Source organism: Stenotrophomonas sp. AC248 (assembly GCF_979258185.1).
On record NZ_OZ409840.1, the window covers coordinates 1,927,861 to 1,950,759 of the forward strand.

16 protein-coding genes are annotated in these 22,899 nt (G+C 67.0%); 10 read left to right on the forward strand and 6 right to left on the reverse strand.

The window, feature by feature from the left end:
* Positions 1-49 precede the first annotated feature (49 nt).
* Positions 50-1,048, forward strand: a complete 999-nt coding sequence (locus tag ACZ0AE_RS08905) for a N(4)-(beta-N-acetylglucosaminyl)-L-asparaginase (RefSeq protein WP_463600870.1) — start codon at positions 50-52, stop codon at positions 1,046-1,048.
* 2 nt (positions 1,049-1,050) lie between these two features.
* Positions 1,051-1,782 carry a copper homeostasis protein CutC gene (locus ACZ0AE_RS08910; protein ID WP_463600871.1) on the forward strand — a complete coding sequence of 244 codons (732 nt, stop codon included), beginning with the start codon at positions 1,051-1,053 and terminating at the stop codon, positions 1,780-1,782.
* Between the two features lie 221 nt (positions 1,783-2,003).
* Here ACZ0AE_RS08910 and ACZ0AE_RS08915 read toward each other — a convergent pair whose 3' ends face one another.
* Complete coding sequence (locus tag ACZ0AE_RS08915; protein ID WP_463600872.1) at positions 2,004-5,075, reverse strand: TonB-dependent receptor; 3,072 nt, start codon at positions 5,073-5,075, stop codon at positions 2,004-2,006.
* A gap of 620 nt (positions 5,076-5,695) precedes the next feature.
* Between ACZ0AE_RS08915 and ACZ0AE_RS08920 the strand changes: the two genes are divergently transcribed.
* The 7 genes from ACZ0AE_RS08920 (at position 5,696) to ACZ0AE_RS08950 (ending at position 16,185) form a co-directional block, all read left to right on the forward strand.
* Positions 5,696-8,161 (forward strand): GH92 family glycosyl hydrolase, encoded by a 2,466-nt coding sequence (locus ACZ0AE_RS08920; protein ID WP_463600873.1) that lies wholly within the window; start codon positions 5,696-5,698, stop codon positions 8,159-8,161.
* 105 nt (positions 8,162-8,266) lie between these two features.
* A complete protein-coding gene (locus ACZ0AE_RS08925) occupies positions 8,267-9,313 on the forward strand; it encodes a LacI family DNA-binding transcriptional regulator (RefSeq protein WP_038692249.1) in 1,047 nt (348 codons plus the stop codon).
* 44 nt (positions 9,314-9,357) lie between these two features.
* The gene (gene fucP / locus ACZ0AE_RS08930) at positions 9,358-10,668 is read left to right on the forward strand and encodes an L-fucose:H+ symporter permease (protein ID WP_051598833.1); all 1,311 of its coding nucleotides are present in this window, start codon (positions 9,358-9,360) and stop codon (positions 10,666-10,668) included.
* Between the two features lie 7 nt (positions 10,669-10,675).
* Entirely contained in the window at positions 10,676-11,671 is a 996-nt protein-coding gene (locus ACZ0AE_RS08935) for a carbohydrate kinase family protein (protein ID WP_038688630.1), read from the forward strand.
* Positions 11,668-12,861 (forward strand): AGE family epimerase/isomerase, encoded by a 1,194-nt coding sequence (locus tag ACZ0AE_RS08940; RefSeq protein ID WP_448133561.1) that lies wholly within the window; start codon positions 11,668-11,670, stop codon positions 12,859-12,861. The genes ACZ0AE_RS08935 and ACZ0AE_RS08940 overlap by 4 nt, the downstream gene beginning before the upstream one ends.
* A gap of 161 nt (positions 12,862-13,022) precedes the next feature.
* Positions 13,023-15,671 carry a beta-mannosidase gene (locus ACZ0AE_RS08945; RefSeq protein WP_463600874.1) on the forward strand — a complete coding sequence of 883 codons (2,649 nt, stop codon included), beginning with the start codon at positions 13,023-13,025 and terminating at the stop codon, positions 15,669-15,671.
* Between the two features lie 64 nt (positions 15,672-15,735).
* Positions 15,736-16,185, forward strand: a complete 450-nt coding sequence (locus tag ACZ0AE_RS08950; RefSeq protein WP_038692243.1) for a hypothetical protein — start codon at positions 15,736-15,738, stop codon at positions 16,183-16,185.
* 36 nt (positions 16,186-16,221) lie between these two features.
* Here the strand turns inward: ACZ0AE_RS08950 and mtnC are convergent, their stop codons facing one another.
* The 5 genes from mtnC to ACZ0AE_RS08975 all read right to left on the reverse strand — a co-directional run bounded on the left by mtnC (position 16,222) and on the right by ACZ0AE_RS08975 (position 22,022).
* Positions 16,222-16,920 (reverse strand): acireductone synthase, encoded by a 699-nt coding sequence (gene mtnC / locus ACZ0AE_RS08955; protein ID WP_463600875.1) that lies wholly within the window; start codon positions 16,918-16,920, stop codon positions 16,222-16,224.
* A 3-nt stretch (positions 16,921-16,923) separates the two neighbouring features.
* Positions 16,924-17,487, reverse strand: a complete 564-nt coding sequence (locus ACZ0AE_RS08960) for a 1,2-dihydroxy-3-keto-5-methylthiopentene dioxygenase (RefSeq protein ID WP_038688624.1) — start codon at positions 17,485-17,487, stop codon at positions 16,924-16,926.
* A gap of 258 nt (positions 17,488-17,745) precedes the next feature.
* Positions 17,746-18,390 (reverse strand): methylthioribulose 1-phosphate dehydratase, encoded by a 645-nt coding sequence (locus ACZ0AE_RS08965; RefSeq protein ID WP_463600876.1) that lies wholly within the window; start codon positions 18,388-18,390, stop codon positions 17,746-17,748.
* Positions 18,391-19,048: 658 nt separating this feature from the next.
* Positions 19,049-20,476: an amino acid permease gene (locus ACZ0AE_RS08970; protein ID WP_038688620.1), complete on the reverse strand. Its 1,428-nt coding sequence runs from the start codon at positions 20,474-20,476 to the stop codon at positions 19,049-19,051.
* Positions 20,477-20,543: 67 nt separating this feature from the next.
* Complete coding sequence (locus tag ACZ0AE_RS08975) at positions 20,544-22,022, reverse strand: amino acid permease (RefSeq protein ID WP_038688618.1); 1,479 nt, start codon at positions 22,020-22,022, stop codon at positions 20,544-20,546.
* Between the two features lie 183 nt (positions 22,023-22,205).
* On the opposite strand from ACZ0AE_RS08975, the gene ACZ0AE_RS08980 reads away from it, so the two are divergent.
* Complete coding sequence (locus ACZ0AE_RS08980; RefSeq protein WP_463600877.1) at positions 22,206-22,790, forward strand: NUDIX hydrolase; 585 nt, start codon at positions 22,206-22,208, stop codon at positions 22,788-22,790.
* The last annotated feature ends 109 nt before the right edge of the window (positions 22,791-22,899 follow it).

The window sequence follows — 22,899 nt, forward strand, 5'->3', positions numbered from 1 at the left end:
CGCCCGGTAGCGGGCGGTTCGATGACCAATCTTGCAGGGAGTGGGTGGGATGACCGATCGCAGGCAGTTCCTCCAGGCCGGTGTACTGGCCGCAGGCGCGCTGGCCCTGCCGCGCGCCGGTGCGCGGGCAGGCGGCGGCGCGCGGGTGGTGTCCACCTGGGACTTTGGCGTGGGCGCCAACCAGGCGGCGTGGAAGGTGTTGGCCGGCGGCGGCAGCGCGCTGGACGCGGTTGAAGCCGGCGCGCGCTGGGCCGAAAGCGAGTTGTGCAACCCCACCGTGGGCCGCTGCGGCAATCCTGATCGCGACGGCGTGCTCAGCCTCGACGCCAGCATCATGGACGGCGACGGCCGCTGTGGTTCGGTGGCGGCGCTGACCGACATCCTGCATCCGGTGTCGGTGGCCCGCAAAGTGATGGAAAACACGCCGCACGTGATGCTGGTCGGGCAGGGCGCGCAGCAGTTCGCGGTCGAGCAGGGCTTCGAGCGCCAGAAGCTGCTCACGCCGGCAGCCGAGAAGGCGTGGCGCGACTGGTTGAAGACCGCCCAGTACACGCCGGAGATCAACGTCGAGCGCCGCGGGCGTCCCGGCGACAGCAGCAACCATGACACCCTGGGCATGTTGGCCATCGACGCCACCGGCCGCCTGGCCGGTGCCTGCACCACCAGCGGCATGGCCTGGAAGCTGCACGGCCGGGTGGGTGACAGCCCGATCATCGGCGCCGGCCTGTACGTGGACAACGAGGTGGGCGGCGCCACTGCATCGGGAGTGGGCGAAGAGATGATGCGCAACGCCGCGTCGTTCCTGGTGGTGGAGCTGATGCGCCAGGGCCGGTCGCCCGCCGAGGCCTGCCGCGAGGCGATCGCCCGGTTGGTGCGCAAGCGCCCCGAGGCCAGCAAGACCCTGCAGGTGTGCTTCCTGGCGCTGGACAAGCAGGGCCAGGTCGGCGCGTATGCGTTGCACCGTGGCTTCGTCTACGCGGTATGCGACAAGGATCGCCAGGACGACCTGCGTGATTCGGCATCGGTCTACACCAGCGAGCAGACCTGAGCATGGCGCGTCGGCTGCTGGAAATCGCCTCCACTTCGGTGGCCTCGGCGTTGGCCGCGCAGGCCGGTGGCGCCGATCGCATTGAACTGTTCGACAACCTCGCCGAGGGCGGCACCACGCCGTCTTACGGCAGCATTGCCGTGGCCCGCGAGCGCCTGCGCATCCCGTTGTTCGTGTTGATCCGCGCGCGCCCCGGCGACTTCCACTACGGCCCGCTCGAGGCGGAGATCATGCTGCGCGATATCGCCCACTGCCGGCAGCTGGGCTGCGACGGTGTGGTGATTGGCGCGCTGGACGCCGACGGCAACGTGGACACGGCGCTGTGCCAGGCGCTGGTGTCGGCTGCCGGGCCGCTGCAGGTAACGTTCCATCGCGCGTTCGACGCCGCACGCGACCTGCCCGCCGCGCTGGAGCAGGTGATCGCGCTGGGCTGCCAGCGCGTGCTGACCTCGGGCGGCCAGGCCAGTGCCGAAGCGGGCGCGGAGAGGGTGGCGGCGCTGGTGGCGCAGTCGAACGCGCGCATTGGCGTGATGGCCGGCGCAGGGCTCAACGCGCGCAACATCGCCGCGGTGGCCGCACGCACGGGGTGTGTTGAACTGCACGCATCGGCCAAGGCGGCGCAGCGTTCGGCGATGCGCCACCACAACCCAGCCCTGGTGGGCCTGTCGCCGGATTGGACTGTTACCGACGCCGAAGAAGTCGCCGCGCTGCGCGCCGCGCTGGACCAGATCTAAGAATCAGGCGGGTAGAGCCACCCCATGGGTGGCTGCTCCTGGTTCCGGCACCGCGTGTAGCCACCGAGGGCTGCGACAGCCACCCATGGGGTGGCTCTACACCGGGGGCGAATGCATCCCGCGACGGCTTCCCCAGGCCCACAAAAAACGGCAGCCACCTGTACCAGCGCGGCTGCCGTGGAGGACCGTTACCCCCGCCCGAAGGCGGGGGCGGGTGACGCTTAGAACTTGTAGTTCACGCCGAAGTACAGCTGGCGGCCGGCATAGATGTTGGACAGCAGACGGGCCTCGGTGTCGTTGCCCAGGTAGCTGCGCAGTTCGGACTTGGTGGCATTGAGCACCGAAGCGGTCAGCGTCCAGTCCGGCGTAACGTTGTAGGCAACGTTCAGATCCAGCTGATCGTAGGGCTCGGTGTAGCTGGTCAGGCCATTGTTGAGGCCGCCGACCACTTCACCGCGACGGTTGTACGAGGCACGCGCCAGGAAGGTGTCGTTCTCGTAGAACAAGGTCACGTTAGCCTGGTTCTTAGCGCTGCCGACCAGCGGCGAGGAGCCGATTTCTTCGCCATCGAGCACGATCGACGCCAGGTTGGTGTCGTTGTAGGTGTAGTTGGCCTGCACGCCGAAGCCGAAGCCGAAGGTGTACTGGCCGTACAGTTCCACGCCCTGCGAGACGCCGTCACGGCCGTTGGCCTGGGTTTCGTACTTCTGCACCGTCACCGATTGCCCGCCGACGGTCATCTGCTGGTCGCGCACCACCGGCACGGTGAAGTTGTCCACGTTCTTGCGGAACAGCGACACGCCGGCCACCGCGCCTGGCTTGAAGTACCACTCCAGGCCGAGGTCGAACTGCACCGCCTCGAACGGCTCCAGCGCCTTGTTGCTGCCCGAGCCATACCAGCCGGGTGTGTCGGTGCCACCGGCGACGCGACGGTCGTTGCTGTATTCCTCGCTGACGTAGCGCAGGCCACCCGGGTAGGCAATGGAGGTGTAACTCGGGCGGGCGATCACCTTCGACGCCGCGCCGCGCAGCACCAGCGAATCGGTGATGTCCCAGGCGATGTTGAAGCTGGGCAGGAAGTCGGTGTAGGTCTTGTCCAGCGAGCTGAGCGTGTAGACCTTGTCGCGTGCCTGGGGGTCCGGCACGCGCACGAAGCCGCCCTGGCAGCGCAGGGTCGGATCGGCGGCCGGGTCATCGCAGCTCATCGGTGCACCGGCGGCGTTGTCCACGAAGTAGTCGTTGAAGCGCTCGACCGAATCGCTGGACTGCGCGAACTGCTTGGTACGCACCACGCGCACACCGACGTTGCCGCGGACGCGTTCAGTACGGAAGTTGGCCTGGAAGTAGCCGGAGTAGATCTTCTCGTTGACGTCGTAGACGAAGTCTTCTTCGGTACGGTTGTGCGAGCCGCCGTAGGTCTTGTTCAGGTAGTCGATGTAAGCCGGGTAGTCGACGCCCGGGAACACGTTGGCATTGAAGCCGCCGGCGATGTTGCTGATCGGGTTGGACAGGAAGAAGCCCGGCTGGGCGTTGCCGGCGGTGGGGTCGCAACCGGCCTGGTAGCGATTGTTGTCGTAGTCGGCCGGGTCCAGGCCCGGGCATACCCAGTACGTGTTGCCGGTGTTGCGGTGGACCTTGCCATCGCGGTACTTGGTACCGAACTGGATGGAATCCAGCCAGCCGGCTTCGAACAGTTTGGTGACATCGGCCTGGAAGTAGTTCTGTTCAACCTCGGTCTTCATCCACGACGAATCGGTGGAACCGGTATCGACTTCGGCAATGCCGGCCATCAGCTGCTGCTGCAGGTCCGGCGAGAACTGCACCGACGGGGTGCCGGTCAGGTCCCACGCGGTGTACTGATTGCCCGACTGCCACTCGCTTCCCACCTTGCGGCGCGGCTTGGCCGACATGCGGAAGTTCATCGACGGACCACCTTCGGACCAGGTACGGCCGCCGGTGAAGGAGGCCTTCCACAGCGGGCTGATGTCCCAGTCGATGGTCAGGTCGGCGGTCTGCGAGAGCGCCTTTTCCTTGCTGTAGCCGCCGGTCAGCTGCGGGGTGGGGATGGTGCAGTCATCCGGGCCCCAGCCACCGGGCTTCATGCCGGCCGCAGCGGCCTCTTCCTCGCTGCAGTAGTAGGCCTTGCCGGCCAGCTTTTCGTACTGCGCACCGGTGACGATGCTGCCGCTGGGATCGAAGGTCAGGCCGTTGAGCAGCCGGCCACCGTCCCAGTTGCCATCCTGGTTGTAGCGCGCCAGGTTCCACTCCGGCACCTTGAGCATGTTCTGGGTGTAGTCACCCTGCAGCTCGAAGCGGAAGTAGTTGGCGGTCAGGGTCACGTTGTCGATCGGCTTGAACTGGAAGGTCAGCTGGCCGCCCTTGCGCTCGCGCTCCTCTTCCTTCACCGCGAAATTGACCGACGTCGGCATGAAGAACTCGCTGTAGTTCTTGCCGGTCTGGTTGTTGAAGCCGGACTGCCCCCACCAGTAGTGGATGCCATCCTGCGGCAACAGACCACCGTTGGCATCACGGGCAGTGGTGCCGTCGCCATACCACTGGTAGTCCTCGGTGCTGGCTTCCATCGTGCGGCTGGTGCGCTTCTGCTGGGTCACGCCGACGAGCACGCCGAAGCGCTCGTCCTTGCTGTGCCAGGAGTACAGCGCCGACGCCTGCGGATCGATGTCGTGGCTGGTGTCCGAGGAGGTGCCTTCCAGGTTGACGTAACCGGAGTTGGCTTCCATGTCGAGCGGGCGACGGGTGTGCAGAATTACGGTACCGCCGATGCCGCCTTCATCAATGCGCGCTTCCGGCGACTTGAACAGCTCGGCACTGGACAGCATGTTGGACGGCAGCAGCGTGTAGTTGAACGAACGCGTGGCCTCGTTGTTGGTCTCCGAGGACGCGACGAAGTTGCCGTTCAACTGGGTCAGGGTCAGGTCTGGCGCCAAGCCACGCACGCTGACGGACTTGCCTTCGCCGCCGCTGCGGGTGATCACCACGCCCGGCACGCGCTGCAGGGCATCGGCGACGTTCTTGTCGGGGAACTTGCCGACGTCTTCGGCGGTGATCACTTCGACCACGGCGTTGGCGTCGCGCTTCTGCTGCAGACTCTTTTCGATGGCGTAGCGATAGCCGGTGACGGTCACGCTGTCGAGCGTGGTGGCCTCCGGCGACGAAGCGGGGCTGGCCTGCTGTGCGAAGGCACTGGCGGGCACCATCGCGGCGGCGAACAGCGCGGCGGTAATGGCGGCCGACAGCGTGTCGCGGTTGCGCATGCGGGACATCTTGTTCATTCCACTCTCTCCCTCTCCTGGATTGAAACGGTGGCGATACGTTGTTGAATCGATCTAATGTTTTGGGAGGGCTGTTGCCAGCGCTGAGCTCCCGTGCGTCCCGCATGCAGCCTGGTGGGCCCCCACCCACCGCTCCGGCAATCGTGACCGTTTGAAGTTGGATCGATCTAAACGATTGGCGGGGAATTTTTAGCACGGGTTCCGCAGGGAAGCATGCTGCTCCGCAATATGGCCAAGGCGGACCGGGAACCGGGCGGATGACGTCGGCGGAGTGAAAACGTTTTCTTGCGCGGGACGGCGGAGGCGGGAGCCGGTGGTCCATCGTCCCGTGGTGAGAACCGGGTTGTCGGTGGAGCTGTGGCAACCGGCGAAAGGCAGCTCCCACGTACCAAGGGCCGGAACGACGGCCCTGGCAGCCCTCCCAGACGAAAAACGAGCGGCACCATGTTGCGCCGCAGAATGCATCCGCCGAAATCTCCGTGCTTTACTTGAATCGATCTAAATTCACGGCAACGTGGATCTGGACCGGTGCCAGCGGGGGAATGGCTGGCACGCCATGGCGGGCATCCGCCCTGCCTTTTTCCGTCTGCCGTACCGACATCGACCCACAGGATCCACGCATGCGCCGACTGCCGTCCGTCATCGCCGTTACCCCGTTGCGCCGCCCACTGCCGCGCCTGGCCTGCCTGCTCGCGCTGGCCTTCGCGCCGGTCCTGCAGGCCGCCGCCCCGGTCGCGCTGGAGCGCGAGGTCAACACCTTCATCGGCAGCAAGGATGACGGCAACACCTTCCCGGGGGCGTCGGCACCGTTCGGCCTGATCCAGGTCAGCCCGATCGGCGAGCATTACGCCGGCTGGCGCTACGACGATCCGAAGATCCGCGGGTTCGGCCATTCATTCCTGTCCGGGGCCGGGTGCTGGGAGCAGGGCGGCCAGGTGTCGGTACTGCCGGTCACCGGCAGCATCGGCAAGGGCGGGGACTTCAACACAGACGATGCCAAGAGCTTCGACCACAAGCGCTACGCGTCCACCTACACCCACGACGGCGAGATCGGCCAGGCCGGCTACTACAAGGTGCGCCTGACCGGTTACGGCGGCATCGATGCCGAAGCCACCGCGCGCACCCGTGCCGCCGCCGAGCGGTACACCTTCCCGGTCGACGCCGGCACCGGCCACGTGCTGGTCAACGTGGGCCAGGCCAACGAGCGCCATTCGGTGATCGGCAGCGTGATCGACGTGGTGGGTGATCGCGTGGTCGAAGGCAAGCTGGTCACCAAGAGCTTCTGCGGCGGCCACCAGTACACCACCTGGTTCCGCATCGAGTTCGACCGCCCGTTCAAGGCGTTTGGCACCTGGGGCGAAGAAGGCGGCCTGGCCGACGCGCGCCACCGCATGGAGGGCGAACAGAAGCCCAGTGGCGCCTGGTTGAGTTTCGATACCGGCAAGAACCGCGCGGTCACCGCGATCAGCGCGATCTCGCACGTAGACGCAGAAGGCGCGCGCAACAACCTGCGCAGCGAGGGCATGCAGGGCGGCAAGCTGCTGGGCTTCGAGCAGATGCGCAGCCAGTCGCAGCAGCAGTGGCGCCGTGAACTGGCCACCACGCGCGTCCACGGCGGCAGCGGCGACGACCGCACCGTGTTCTATTCAGCGCTGTATCACGCGCTGCTGCAGCCGCTGACCGGCAGCGATGCCGACGGCCGCTACCGTGGCTACGACGATGCGATCCATCGCGCCGACGGCTGGACCTACTACGAGTACTTCTCGCTGTGGGATACCTACCGCGCGCAGAACCAGTGGCTGGCCCTGACCCGCCCGCAGGTGGCGCGTGACATCGGCCGCAGCCTGCTGGCCATCAACGCGCAGGGGGGCTGGTTGCCGCGCTGGGGCTACGCCAACTTCGAGACCAACATCATGACCGGCGACCCGGTCACCCCGTTCCTGGTCGACCTGTGGCGCTTCGGCGCGCTGGACGGGCGCGAGGGCGAGGCCTACACCGCGCTGCGCCGCAACGCCTTCGAGCAGCCGCCGCTGAACTCGCGGCATGCCGGCCGCTCGGGCAACCCCGGCTACGTGGACAACGGCTACGTCGCCTACGATCGCGCGTTCCCCTCCAAGGGCATGGACGTGGACCCGCACCACGGCGGCTCGGCCACGCTGGAATACGCCCTGGCCGACTGCGCGCTGGCGCAGATGGCCGATGGCCTGGGCCATGCCGACGACGCCGGCACGCTGCGCGCGCGCGGCGGCAACTGGCACAAGGTGTGGGACCCGCAGGTGCGCGACGAGGAGACCGGCATGAGCGGCTTCCCGCGTCCGCGCATGGACGACGGCAAGTGGTACGTGCCGTCCGACGGCCACTACAGCCCGCGCTCGCACCATGGCTTCCATGAAGGCACCGCGTGGCAGTACCAGTGGCTGGCGCAGCAGGACGTGCCGGGGCTGGTGCAGGCCATGCACGGCCGCGAAGAGGCCGGCAAGCGCCTGGATGCGTTCTTCGCCTACGACGCGCTGGTGCAGTCGCCGCTGACCGCCGCGCGCAAGGAATGGGTGGTGGGCCCGTACAGCTACTACAACCAGTACCGCTACAACCCCAACAACGAGCCGGACCTGCACGCGCCGTGGATGTACACGCTCATCGGCCAGCCGTGGAAGACCGCCACCGTGGTGCGTGCCGCGCAGCAGCTGTTCACCAACGCCCCCAATGGCGTCACCGGCAACGATGACCTGGGCACGATGTCGGCGTGGTACCTGTTCAGCGCGATCGGCCTGTACCCGGCGGTGCCGGGCAGCGGCCAGTTCCTGCTGCACACCCCGCGCTTCGACAAGGTGGAGGTGGACCTGGGCACCGGCCGCACGCTGACCCTGGCCGCCGCCGGTGCAGACGGGCGCACGCTGCAGTACGTGCAGGGCGTGCGCGTGGACGGCAAGGAGCACGCCCCGGTGTGGCTGGACTGGAACCGGCTGCAGCAGGGCGGTCGCATCGACTTCGCGCTGGGCACGCAGGCCCCGACCCGTGGCTGGGGCACCCAGGCCGAGGCGCTGCCGCGTTCGTTCTGCGCCACCCCCGGGGCGGTGCTGGAATGAACCGTTGCATCGGCGGCGGTCGCGATCTGCGTGCCTGCAGGGGCGCGGTCCGCTTGCCGATGCGATCGTTTACGCTTGCCGGATGACAAGGACCGGGCAGACACCATGAATGACAAGGTCAAACCAGCGGGCAAGGGCACGCGCGCCGTCACCGTGACAGATATCGCCGAAGCGATCGGCGTGTCGCGGGCGACCGTGTCGCTGGTGCTGCGTGGCAGCCCGCTGGTCAATGTCGACACCCGCGCCAAGGTCGAGGCCGAGCTTCGCCGCCAGCGTTATGTCTACAACCGCGGCGCGGCCAACCTGCGCCGGCGCACCTCGTCCAGCGTGGCCCTGGTGATCAACGACCTGTCCAACCCGTTCTTCGCCGAATTCGCCTCCGGGGTGGACGAGGCATTGGGTGCGAAGGGGTTCGTGACCCTGCTGGGCAGCACCGGCGAATCGCCGCAGCGGCAGCAGGCGGTGCTGACCACCCTGATGGAACACACCCCGGCCGGGTTGATCCTGTCGCCGGCCGAAGGCAGTGATGCGGCCGAACTGCGCCAGGTACTGGGCTTCAACGCCAACGTGCTGCTGTTCAACCGCGAGCCGCCCGGTGCCGACTGGGATTTCCTCACCCTGGACAACCAGCAGGGCGCCTACCTGGCCACCCGCCACCTGATCGAACGCGGGCACGAACGCATTGCCTTTTTCGGTGGCCATGCCGATTCCAGTTCCTGCCACCAGCGCCGGTTGGGCTATGCGCAGGCACTGGCCGAAGCGGGCAGGGAGCTGCATCCGGACTGGCTGATCGAGTCGGCCCCCAGCCGCCTGGAAGCGGCCGCGCGCAGCGAAGAACTGTTCGCGCGCGTGCCGGCGCCGACCGCGGCGGTCTGCTACAACGACAGCGTTGCGCTCGGGCTGATGCTGGGCCTGGCCTCGCGCGGGGTGCGCCCCGGCGTGGACTTCGCCGTCACCGGTTTCGACGATATCTCCGAAGCGGCGGTGGCCTTGCCGCCGCTGACCACGCTCACCGTGAACCCGCGCGAGCGGGGCCGCCAGGCGGCCGAACTGCTGCTGCAGCGGCTGGACCATCCCGATGCCGCGCCACAACGCACCGTGGCGCCCGTACAACTGCGCATCCGCGCCAGCAGCGGCCCGGTGGCTGCGTGATGGCGTTTCCCTTTACCTGCCCGCGCAACGAGGCGCGTACCTGAATGCCCATTTCTCCAACGCCCCGACTGCCTGCCTCGTCATCGTCCGCGCCCGTGGTCAACACGCGCATGGCCCTGGCCGTGGCCACCACGATCTTCTTCATGTGGGGCTTCCTGACGTGCCTCAACGACATCCTGATTCCGCATCTGAAAGCGGTGTTCGAGCTGAACTACGCCAAGGCGATGCTGGTGCAGTTCACCTTCTTCGGCACCTACTTCCTGATGTCGCTGCCGGCCGGCCGGCTGGTGGCGCACCTGGGGTACAAGAAGGGCATCGTGGCGGGCCTGGCCATCGCGGCCGTCGGTGCACTCGGCTTCTGGCCGGCCGCCGAACTGCGCGTGTATGAAGCCTTCCTGGGCGCGCTGTTCGTGCTGGCCACCGGCATCACCGTGCTGCAGGTGGCCGCCAACCCGTACGTGGCACTGCTGGGGCCGGAACAGACCGCGTCGAGCCGGCTGACCCTGGCCCAGGCACTGAACTCGCTGGGCACGGCAATCGCGCCGATCTTCGGCGGGCTGCTGATCCTGGGCAACACGGTCAAGAGCGCCGATGACATCGCCGCGCTGCCCTCGGCCGAGCAGATTGCCTACCGCGTGCAGGAAGCGCAGTCGGTGCAGGGCCCGTACGTGGGCCTGGCCATCGCGCTGGCGCTGCTGGCGGTGTTCGTCTACCTGTTCCGCCTGCCGGCGCTGACCGAAACCACCGAACAGGGTGACAGTGGCACGCACACCCTGATGGATGCGCTGCGCCACAAGCACGTGCTTTTCGGCGTGCTGGCGATCTTCTTCTACGTGGGCGCCGAAGTGTCGATCGGCAGCTTCCTGGTCAACTACCTGTCGATGCCGTCCATCGGTGGTTTCACTGAGCAGCAGGCGACCCATTACGTGTCGGCGTACTGGACGCTGGCGATGATCGGGCGCTTCGCCGGCTCGGCGATCATGACGCGGTTCTCGCCGCGCCTGCTGCTGACCCTGTTCGCGGTGGTCAACGTGCTGCTGCTGGCGCTGACCATGCTCGGCTCGGGTCACGTGTCGCTGTATTCGGTGGTGGCGGTGGGCCTGTTCAACTCGATCATGTTCCCGACCATCTTCGCGCTCAGCATCGAGCGTCTGGGACCGCTGACCAACAAGGCGTCCAGCCTGTTGATCATGGCCATCGTGGGCGGCGCCGTGGTGCCGTACCTGCAGGGCGTGCTGGCCGACCATATCGGGCTGCAGCCGTCCTTCATCCTGCCGCTGGTCTGCTACGGCTACATCATTTTCTATGGCCTGTCGGGTTCGCGCCCGAGCGCCGCATTCCGCCAGGGAGCCTGAGGCCCGAATGAGCAAGATTGTCTGTTTCGGCGAGATTTTGATCGATCTACTTGCCCAACCGCCGGCCACGCCCGACACCCCGCGCGCGTTCCTGCAATACGCCGGTGGTGCGCCGGCCAATGTCGCCGTCGCGGCGGCACGGTTGGGTGCCGACACCCATTTCGCCGGCATGCTCGGCCAGGACATGTTCGGTGACTTCCTTGCCGAGAGCCTGGCCGATGCGGGCGTGGCCACCGACTGCATCGTGCGCACCGACGCGGCCAAGACCGCGCTGGCGTTCGTGGCCCTGGACGCGCACGGCGAGCGCAGCTTCAGCTTCTACCGGCCGCCGGCCGCGGACCTGCTGTTCCGCAGCAGCCACTTCCATCCCAACTGCTTCGCCGGCACGCGCAGTTTCCATGTGTGTTCCAACAGCCTGACCGAAGCGGAGATTGCCGAGGCCACGCTGGACGGCATGCGCCGCGCGCGCGCCGCCGGCGCCATGGTCAGCATCGACCTCAACCTGCGCCCCGCGCTGTGGCCGACCGGCGTGGACCCGCTGCCGCGGCTGTGGGAGGCCCTGCAGTTGGCCGAGCTGGTCAAGCTGTCGCGCGAGGAACTGGATTACCTGGCCGCCGCACACGCGGGTGGTGGCGACGCGGTGATTGCACGGCTGCTGGGCGCGCAGGCGCAGGCGGTGGTGATCACCGACGGCGCCGCCCCGATCCGCTGGCACACCCGCCACACCGAGGGCGTGCTCACCGGCTTCCGCGTGCAGACGGTGGATTCCACTGCGGCAGGCGACGCGTTCGTGGGGGGCCTGCTGTTCGGCATCGGCGAGCGCGGCGGCGACGGCAGTGCCTTCGCCACCTTCTGCCAGGACCCGTCCGCCCTGACCGGGGCCATCCGCTTCGGTGCGGCGGTGGGTGCGCTGGCCGTAACCCGCAAGGGCGCGTTCGCCGCCATGCCCAGCCTTGATGAAGTCCAACAGCTGCTGCAGCAACAACAGGAAGACGCCGCATGACCACGCCGGTTCCGCCCACCCCTGATTTCCGTTCGCCTGCGTTCCTGCGTGCGCACATCGCGCAGACCATGGCCTTCTACCAGCCGCACGAGATCGACCCCAACGGCGGCTTCTTCCACTACTACCGTGACGATGGCAGCGTGTACGACGCCAGCCACCGCCATCTGGTGAGCAGCACCCGCTTCGTGTTCAACCACGCGATGGCCTACCGCGAGTTCGGCAAGCCCGAGGACCTGGCGGCGGTCGAGCACGGCCTGCGCTACCTGCGCCAGGTGCACCGCAATCCGGCCACCGGCGGCTACGCCTGGACCCTGCGCGATGGCGTGGTCGAAGACGCCACCAACCACTGCTACGGCGTGGCGTTCGTGTTGCTGGCCTACAGCTGTGCGCTGAAGGCCGGCATCAGCGAGGCCCGCGGGTGGATGGACGAAACCTGGCAGTTGCTGGAACTGCGCTTCTGGGAACCGTCGTTCGGCCTGTACAAGGACGAGGCGGACGCGAACTGGACCTTCAGCGACTACCGCGGCCAGAACGCCAACATGCACATGTGCGAAGCGATGCTGGCCGCGTTCGAGGCCAGCGGCGAACAGCGCTACCTGGAACGCGCGCTGCTGCTGGCCGACCACATGACCCGCCGCCAGGCGGCCCAGGCTGATGGGCTGGTGTGGGAGCACTACGACCGCCAGTGGCAGATCGATTGGGACTACAACCGTGACAACCCCAAGCACCTGTTCCGCCCGTGGGGTTTCCAGCCCGGCCACCAGACCGAGTGGGCCAAGTTGCTGCTGATCCTGGACCGCCATGTGCAGGCCGACTGGCTGGTCCCCACCGCCCGCCACCTGTTCGACGTGGCCGTGGCGCGTAGTTGGGACGCCGAGCGCGGTGGCCTGTACTACGGCTTCGCACCGGACGGCAGCGTCTGCGACGACGACAAGTATTTCTGGGTGCAGGCCGAATCGCTGGCCACCGCCGCGCTGCTGGCCAAGCGCACGGGCGATGCGCAGTACTGGGACTGGTACGACCGGCTGTGGGGCTATGCCTGGCAGCACATGATCGACCACCGCTACGGCGCCTGGTACCGCATCCTGGATGCGGACAACCGTTCCTACAGCGACGAAAAAAGCCCGGCCGGCAAGACCGACTACCACACCATGGGCGCGTGCTACGAAGTGCTCAACGTAGTGCGTTGAATCCGGTAAAGCCGACCGTCGGTCGGCTGCCCCAAACCCGGTAGAGCCGACCGTTGGTCGGCTGCCCCAACATCCCGGTAGAGCCGACCGTTGGTCGGCTGCCCCAGAATCCCGGTAGAGCCGACCGTTGGTCGGCTGCTCCCACAACCAGGCAGGCCACCATGCGCGCGCACCGCCGTTTCCATGTCGTTGCACCGGCCTGCTGGCTGTTGCTGGTCCTGCTGGCCGCGTGGGCACCGCCCGTCGCGGCCGCCCCATTGGCGGCAGACTGGTCATTCCGCCTGCTGCCCGGTGACGCGCGCGGTGCCGCGCACCCCGGCCTGCAGCAGTGGCGCCCGGCGCAGGTGCCGGGCGCGGTGCATACCGATCTACTGGCTCAAGGGCTGATCCCCGATCCCTACGTGGGCGCGCCCGAGGCGGGCCTGCAGTGGATCGGCCTGGCCGCCTGGGAATACCGCGCCCGCTTCGACGTGGACGCTGCCACGCTGGCACGCGCGCATGCCGAGCTGGCGTTTGAAGGCCTGGACACCTTTGCCACGGTGAGTTTGAACGGCCAGCCGCTGTTGCAGGCCAACAACAGCCACCGCACCTGGCGCGCGCGGGTGGACGGCCGGCTGCGTGCCACCGGCAATGAACTGCGCATCGTGCTGCGCTCCCCGATCACCACGCTGCTGCCGGGCGTCCAGGCGATGCCGCACAAGATCGCCGGCAACTACCCTTCGCCGTACGGCGACGAGCCCAAAGACGCGATGGTCGGCAACTTCGTCCGCAAGCCGGGTTACCACTTCGGCTGGGATTGGGGCCCGCGTTACGTGACGGCCGGCATCTGGCGCCCGGTGCAGCTGGACAGCTGGAATGCGCAGCGCCTGACCACCCTGGCCGTGCAGACCCGCGCGCTGGACGCCGCGCACGCCGATCTGGCGATCACCGTGCAGGTGGAAAGCGCCGCGCGTGGCACTGCCGCAGTGCGCGTGGACGTGCTGGACCCGGATGGTGTGTCAGTGGCCCGTATCGATCGTGACGCCTCACTGCAGGCCGGCGACAACGCCATTACCGTGCCGGTCGCGCTGAAACAGCCGCGCCGCTGGTGGCCGGCGGGGCAGGGCGAGCAGGCGCGCTATAGCGTGCGGGCCACGCTGGCACCGGGCGGTGCAGACGCGCGCCGGATCGAACAGCGCATCGGCCTGCGCACCGTCGAGCTGCGCCGTGACGTGGACCGCCAGGGCGGGCAGGGCTTCGCGTTCGTCATCAATGGCGTACCGATCTTCGCCAAGGGCGCCAACGTCATCCCGTTCGACATGTTCCCGGCGCGGGTGGATGCCGCGCGGATCCGCCGCGAGCTCACCGCCGCGCGCGACGCCAACATGAACATGCTGCGCAACTGGGGCGGAGGCTACTACGAGGACGATGTGTTCTTCGACATCGCCGACGAGCTGGGCCTGCTGGTCTGGCAGGATTTCATGTTCGGCGGCGGCATGCAGCCCGGCTACGACCCGGCGTTCCGCGCCAACGTGGTGGCCGAGGCGCGCGACAACGTGCGCCGGCTGCGCCACCACCCCAGCGTGGTGCTGTGGTGTGGCAACAACGAGGAAGAAACCGCCTGGAAAGACTGGGGCCATGGCCGCGACCTCACCGCTGCCGACCCGGCCTTCGCGGCGAAGGTATGGCAGGGCTACGTGGACCTGTTCGGCAACGACCTGCGCCAGGTGGTGGCCGATGAAGGGCTGGGCGTGCCGTACTGGTCCAGCTCGCCCAGCAACGACCTGGACGACAAGGCCAACGATTCCACCCGGGGCGACAAGCACTACTGGCAGGTCTGGGGCAACCCGGCGCTGCCGGTGACCGCGTACCTGCGCGAGACCCCGCGCTTCATGTCCGAATACGGGCTGCAGGCATGGCCGTCGCTGCGTACGCTGGAGGGCATCATTCCGACCGCCGATCAGCAGGTGGACAGCGCCACGGTGCGCGCCCACCAGAAATTCATGGCCGGCGAGGGCAACCAGCGCCTGTTGAAGTACATCGAAGAGGAGTACGGCACGCCGCGCGATTTCCCGGCGTTCGTGTACCTCAGCCAGGTGATGCAGGCCGACGGCATCCAGCTGGCCGCGCTGCACCACCGCGCGTCGCGGCCGTATACGATGGGCTCGCTGTACTGGCAGCTCAACGATGTGTGGCCGGGTGCCTCGTGGTCCAGCATCGACTACGCAGGCCGCTGGAAGGCACTGCACTTCCACGCCAAGCGCTTCTTCGCCGACCAGGCCGTGGCCGCATTGCGCGACGACGGCATGACCCGGGTAAGCCTGCTCAACGACCGCCAGCAGGGCCTGCAGGCGACGTGGCGGTTGCGCGTGATGGATCTCGATGGTGCGCTGCGCAGTGAGCAGCGGCATACGGTGGCCTTGCCGCCGTTGTCCGCGCTGGAGGTGGGCCGGTTCGCCGATGCGGACCTGTTGAAGGGGGCCGATCCAGCACGCACCGTAGCAGTGGTGGAGTTGTTCGACGGCGGAAGGTTGCTGTCACAGCAGCGGGTGTATTTCGCGCCGGCCAAGGCCTTGCTGCTGTCACCGGCGACGATCGACAGCGAACTGCGCGCCGATGGCGACGGGTATGTGTTGACCCTGCGTTCGCCTACGTTGGTGCGTGCGCTGTGGATCGCCTTCGATGGGCTGGACGCCACGCTTGACGACAACGCGCTGGACCTGGTGCCGGGCGAGACAGTGACGATTCGGCTGCACGCGGATGCCGACCTCGCATCGCTGCAGAAGGCGTTGAGGCTCACCTCATTGGTCGATGCAATGGCCGCACGCTAGCGGCGGCAGCCTGTCTGCGCACGCCTGGAGTATTCTCCAACGTATCGTTGACCAGGCCACGCGCGTGTTCGCAGCAGACAGACGCATCATCCAGAGCAGGTGGCAGGCAGAAGCGTATCCCCGCGAGAATTCACTCGCTTTCGCCAATGGATTCTATTGCCTGTTCGAAACGTCCGAGCCACACCCGCAGGTGATGGAAAAGGCATGGGTTCCGGCGTCGGATGCGTGGCAGGCCGACGCCGAAGGTTGCGAGGGGCTGGCAGTCCTGAATACCGTCGCGCTGTCAGACACGCGGATCACCTGCGGCGAGTGCTGCGCCGCAGGTGAAGATGGCTTTATCGCGGTGAGTGAGGCGGCAACCAATACGTTGGTCTGGCTGCTGGTGCTGCGCCGAACGGACCCATTCGTCAGCGTGGCGCTGGAGGAAGATGGCGTTCGCGCCACCTCGTCGCGCGGCACAACGGTTCTCATCCCGTTGGACCGCCCGGATCAGCTATCCATCACGTGGGCCTGAAGACGCTTGCTGCCTCCGCCCCCGTTCGCCTCGCGGTTATAGCGTGATCTGCTGGAAATTCTCGACGCGGTCGTGGCCGTGGGTCGCTTCGCCGTTGCGCGGCAGCGGGTAGTCGTCCAGGCGGTCGAGCAGGCGGGTCTGCAGGCCCGCCTCGCGTGCGGCGTCCAGCTCTTCCACCACGTCGGACAGGAACACGATCTGGCCTGCCGGCACGCCGATCGCCTTGACGATGTGGCGGTAGCTGTCGGCATCGCGCTTGCCGCCCACTTCGGTGTCGAACCAGCCCGAGACCAGCCCGGTCAGGTCACCGGCCTCGCTGAAACCGAAGAACTGCTTCTGGGCCGGCACCGAGCCGGACGAATATACGTACAGCGGCTTGCCTTCGGCATGCCAGCCCTTCAGCACGGCCGCCACGTCCGGGTAGAAGTGCGCCTTGTAGTCGCCGTTGCGGTAGCCGCTTTCCCAGATCATGCCCTGCAGCGCCTTCAGCGCGGTGTGCTTGCGGTCCTGGTCGATCCAGCCCTGCAGCGTTTCCACGATCAGGCTGTCCTGGCAGGCGCCACCGATCTCCACGGCCACCGCGTCCAGCCAGCGGCGCACCTCCGGCTGCTGGCCATGGGCAGCGACGAACGCCGGCAGGGCCTTGCGCGCATAGGGGAACAGCACGTTCTTGACGAACGAAATGCTGCTGGTGGTGCCCTCGATATCGGTGAGGATGACGGTTGGATGCGGCATGGATCAGTCGGCCTGGTGCTGTGCGGGGTGGTAACGCGGGAACTGCTGGGCGATATCGCTGCCGGTGAAATGGCCGACCCAGCCGTCGGCTTCGGTGAAGAAGCGGATCGCGACGAAGCTGGGTTCTTCGCCCATGTCGAACCAGTGGGTGATGCCATCGGGCACGGCGATCAGGTCATCCTTGACGCACTCGATCTCGTAGACCTTGCCGTCCAGGTGCAGGGTGAACAGGCCGGAGCCGGCAACGAAGAAGCGCACTTCGTCTTCCTTGTGGAAGTGTTCGTCGAGGAACTTCTTCCGCAGCTCGGCGCGGTTGGGGTTGTCCGGGGCGATCGAGGCCACGTCCACGCTCTTGAAGCCATGTTCGGCCACCAGCCGGTCGATGTCGGCCTTGTAGGCGGCGAACACCTCCTCCTGGCTCGCGCCGGGCGCGACCGCCTGGGTGGCCTGCCAGCGCTCGAAGGTGACGCCGATCTGCTTGAGTTCGGCGGCGATCGCCGCGCCATCGCGGCTGTCGAACAGCGGGGCGTCCGGGGCGGTGTCGTCAAAAATGCGGAGTCGGCTCATGGCGGCGGCAGCGAGGCGGAGAAGGGGGAAGGAAAGGGTACCAGCGCAGCGCCGGGGAAGGGGCCGCAGGCGGATGGTGAAGGGCGGAATACAGATTCCCTTCAGGAATCTGGAGAGTCCGCAGCCCACGGTGGTGCCGGCCGCTGGCCGGCTCTTCATGAACGTTAAAAGATCTGGAAGAGCCGGCCAGCGGCCGGCACTACCTGGATAGCGTGGAGCCGGCCGGCGGCCGGCATTACCGGGGTGCCGCGCTGCCTTTCAGCCGCGCAGCTTGCGCAGTTCCAGTTCGCAATGGAACAGGAATTCAAAGGCTTCCAGGTGCCGGCGTGCTTCGGCCATCGTGCGGCCCCAGGCGTACAGGCCGTGGCCGTCGATCAGGTAGCCCCACAGGGATTGGGTGTCGAGCAGCGCGTCGACCTGGGCCGACAGCACGTCCATGTCCTGGGTGTTGGCGAACACCGGCACGTCGATGGCCATTTCGTGGGTGCTGTTGCCGTGGAAGGCCTTGAGCAGCTCGTAGCCTTCCAGGCGGATATGCCCCTGCGGCGCATACAGGCGCGAGGCCACCGTCTGCACCGGCGAGTGGGTATGCAGCACGCAGCCTATTTCCGGGAACCGGCGATACAGCTGGGTGTGCAGCAGGGTCTCGGCGGACGGCCGCAGCGGACGGCCCACGGCCTTGCCGTCGAAGTCGACGACCATGATGTCGTCCTCCACCAGCCGACCCTTGTCCTTGCCGGACACGGTGATCGCCGCATGGCGGTCATCCAGGCGATGGGAGAAGTTGCTGCTGGTCGCCGGTGTCCAGCCCGAGTGGGCCAGCTCACGCACGTTGTCGATCAGCACCTGGGCCAGCTCGCTCAGGCGCGCCGTATCGTAGGGGAAGGTGTTCATGGCTGGCATTGTAAATGCTTGAAAGCAGGTACTGCGAGAGCCGTTTTCCTGGCTGGGCTGGGCGGGGCGGGGCGGGGCGGGGTTTGCGGGGGACGCCGTGAATACGTCCCTGTAGGCGTGGTCGCCGCTTGCGCGTGTGCGCTCTCGTGCGCACACGGCAAGACCGGGGTTGGGCGTCCTGCCCAACCCGCCCGAGGCATGCCTCGGGCCCATGCGGCTCACACCCCCGCAAACCCCACCCCGCCCAGCCCCCCCACACGCTGAGGCGCGTGCCAGCCGGTGGGGTGGGAGAGAAAAAGCAAAGCCGGCCAGTGGCCGGCTCCAGAGCGTGACGACCAACGGTCGTCACCTACCTCGACTTCATTTTTTATCACCAATCACCGCGAACCAACGAAACCGGGCAATAACCATCCCGCTCCCTCGCTCCATCTGCTCCTGGCACCGTCACACGGAACCTGTCGAGGGTGGGGCGGGGTGAGGTTGCGGGGGTGTGAGCCGCATGGATGCGGCGACCAAGCCTACAAGGACGTACTTGCGGCGTCCCCCGCGGCCTCACCCCGCCCCGCCACCCCACAGCACCCCAGAGCCGCCGTAGCGGTTGCTTTGGCTCTTGGCACTTGCAGTAAAAGCGGGCCGCCGGGCCGCAGGCCCGGCACAAACCCACCCCTTACTTCCCGGCAAGCCGACTATTCCGATACCCATACCCGAAGTAGATCGCAAAGCCCACCGCCGTCCAGATCCCCATCAGCATCCAGTTGTGCGCCGTCATCGCCGTCAACAGCGCGATACAGCTCAGCACCCCCAGACTGCAGATCAACCACGCCATCGGCATCCGGAACGGACGCGGCAAGTCTGGCTGCGTACGACGCAGAATCAACACCCCTGCGCACACCGCCGCGAACGCAATCAGCGTCCCCATCGACGTCAGCTCGCCCAGGATATCCAACGGGAACAGCGCCGCCAGCAACGCGATCCCGATCCCCGTGATCACCGTATTGATGTGCGGCGTCCGGTACTTCGGATGAATCTTCGTGAACACCGGCGGCAGCAACCCGTCGCGGCCCATGATCATGAAAATGCGCGGCTGCCCGATGATCATCACCAGCACCACCGACGACAACCCGATCAGCGCCCCGATCTCCACCACGATCCGCAACCAACCCAACTGCGGATGCGCCGCCACCGCCGTCACCACCGGCTCGTCCGTACCCAGCAACTGATACGGCACCAGCCCGGTCATCACCGCCGCCATCGCGATGTACAGCACCGTGCAGATCACCAGCGACAGCAACATCCCGATCGGCATGTCACGCTGCGGCTTGTGCGATTCCTGCGCCGCCACCGACACCGCCTCGAACCCGATATAGGCGAAGAACACCATCGCCGCACCGCGCAGCACCCCCTCGAAACCGTACTTGCCCGGCCCCGCGTTCTCCGGAATGAACGGCGTCCAGTTGGCCGGATCCACATACTTCCAGCCGGCGATGATCACCAGGATGATCAGCCCCGTCTTCAGCACCACCATCGCCATGTTCATCGCCGAGGATTTGCTGATCCCCACGTAACACAGCCAGGTCAGCAGCAGCACCAGGATCGCGGCCGGAATGTTGGCGATCGCCCCGGTCGGGCGCAGTTGCCCATCCAACGGCGCGCTGACCAGTGCAGCGGGCAGGTGGATGTCGAAATGACTGAGCAGGCTCAGGAAATAGCCGGTCCAGCTCACCGCCACCGCCGAGGCCGACACACCGTATTCGAGCACCAGCATCCAGCCGATGAACCAGGCCGACAGCTCGCCGAACGTGGCGTAGGTATAGGTGTAGGCGCTGCCCGAGACCGGCACCATCGCCGCGAACTCGGCATAGGCCATCGCGCAGAACGCGCAGCAGATCGCGGCGAGCACGAACGACAGCATGATTGCCGGGCCCGCGTGGTTGGCCGCGGCCTGGCCGGTGATCACGAAGATGCCGCCGCCGATCACCGCGCCGATGCCCAGCGCGGTCAGCCCCCAGGGGCCGAGCGTGCGGCGCAGGCTCAGGCCGTTGGCGTCTTCGTGGGCGGCGTGCGGGTGCTTGGTGGCCCACAGTTGCTTGAACATGGTGTGTTTTCTTATAGGTGGAGCGTATGTGGAACGGGCCGGCGCGTGGGCCGGCCCGTCAGGTACATCAGGCGGACGGGGTGTTGAGTTTGCTGTGGCGCATGCCGTAACCGAAGTAGATCAGCAGGCCCAGCACGGTCCAGCCCACGAACAGGTGCCAATGCACCACGAACGCCTGCCAGAACAGGAACAGGCACGACGCCGCGCCGAGCGGGCAGATCACCCACACCAGCGGCACGCGGAACGGACGCGGCAGCTCCGGGCGGGTGTAGCGCAGGATCAGCACGCCCACGCAGACCGTGGCGAAGGCCAGCAGGGTGCCCATCGACACCAGCTCGCCGAGCACGTTCAGCGGCACCATGCCGGCCAGTGCGGCGGCGATCACGCCGACCACGATCGTGGCCCAGTACGGGGTACGGAAGCGCTTGTGGACCTTGCCGAACACCTTCGGCAACAGGCCGTCGCGCGAGATGGTGTAGGCGATGCGGGTCTGGCCCATCATCATCACCAGCACCACCGAGGACAGGCCGGCAATGGCGCCGATCTCCACGGCGGTCTTCAGCCAGGACAGGCTCGGGTAGGCTTCCAGCGCGGTGGCCACCGGCTTGTCGGTGCCCAGCAGGTGGTACGGCAGCATGCCGGTCAGCACCGCGCACACGATGATGTAGACGATGGTGCAGACCGCCAGCGAGCCCAGTAGGCCGATCGGCATGTTGCGCTGCGGGTCCTTGGTTTCACCGGCGGCGGTGGAGACCGCATCGAAGCCGATGTAGGCGAAGAAGACGATGGTGGCCGCACGGAACACGCCGCTCCAGCCGAACTCGCCGGACACGCCGGTGTTTTCGGGGATGAAGGGATGCCAGTTGGCCGGGTCCACATGGGCCGCGCCAATGCCGACGAACAGGCAGATCACGAAGACCTTGATGGCCACGATGATCGCATTGACGAACGCGGACTGGGTCACGCCCACATACAGCAGGCCGGTCACCGCCGCCACGATCAGCATCGCCGGCAGGTTGAACAGCTTGCCGGAGGCGGCGAACTCATGCCCGTTCCAGGCAATGGGCGCGGCACTCAGCGCGTCCGGGAACGGCATGTGCAACGTGGTGGTGATGAAGCTGATCAGGTACGCCGACCAGCCCACCGCGACCGACGCCGACGCGAACAGGTACTCCAGCACCAGGCACCAGCCGATGAACCAGGCCATGCCTTCGCCGAGGGTGGCGTAGGAATAGGAATACGCGCTGCCGGAGACCGGCATCATCGCCGCGAACTCGGCGTAGCACAGGCCGGCCAGCGCGCAGGCGAAGCCGGCGAACACGAACGACAGCATGACTGCCGGGCCGGCGTGGTTGGCCGCAGCCTGGCCGGTCAGCACGAAGATGCCGGCACCGATCACCGCGCCGATCCCGAGCATGATGAGGTGTTTGGCTGTGAGGGTCCGTTTCAGTGTGGCTTCGCCGTCCAGGCTGCCTTCGATGGGTTCACCCGCGTCGACGTGGCCGGCGGGTTCAACCGGTTTGACCCTCAACAGAGACTTCAGCATGCAGTGCTTCCCTAAATGGACAAAGGTGAGGTGCGCGGTACATTGCCGGGCACCTTGATGGCAACTGGGCGCCCCAGCGTGCGGGGCCCGCTGTACCTTAGCCAAAGCTGAAGCCCGCGCACAAGCACAAATGCAGCATGGCCCGGCGATAATCGACAAATTCCGCCCGAACCCCCCGCTACCATGTCGCTGAACCCTGAATCCGTTGTCGTTGCTGATGCTGAACTGCGTGCCCAACTGGCTGCGTATGCGCAGCGCCAGCCTGCCCACGCCGCCCTGGCTGACGAATTCAGCACACTATTGGACGACCCGGAGAACCCCTTCCTGCGCGAACGCCTGGCCGGTCATTTCACCGGCAGCGCCTGGTTGGTCAGTGCCGACGGGGAGCGCGTGCTGCTCACCCACCACCGCAAGCTGGACCGCTGGCTGCAGCTGGGCGGCCACGCCGACGGTGACCGTAACCTGGCCCGGGTGGCGCTCAAGGAGGCGGAGGAAGAGTCCGGGCTGAGCGGGCTGGTGCTGGAAGATGGCGCGCTGTTCGACATCGACAGGCACTGGATTCCCGAACGCAGGGACGTGCCTGGGCATTGGCATTACGACGCTCGCTACGTGGTGCGGGCGGTGGGCAGCGAACAGTTTGCGATCAGCGAAGAGTCGCTGGCGCTGGCGTGGCGGGAGATCCGTGACGTGGCCAATGCGGCGGTCGAAACCCCGGATGGTGACGATTCGTTGCCGCGCATGGCCAAGCGGTGGATGGCGCGGCGATAGCGCATTCGCGCTCTCGCCCCCACGCTTTGCTACGCAAAACGCGGGCCCCGCTCACCAACACCCACATCCCCCGCGCCGTTGGCGCGCCCCCCTTGACTCAAGGGGGGCT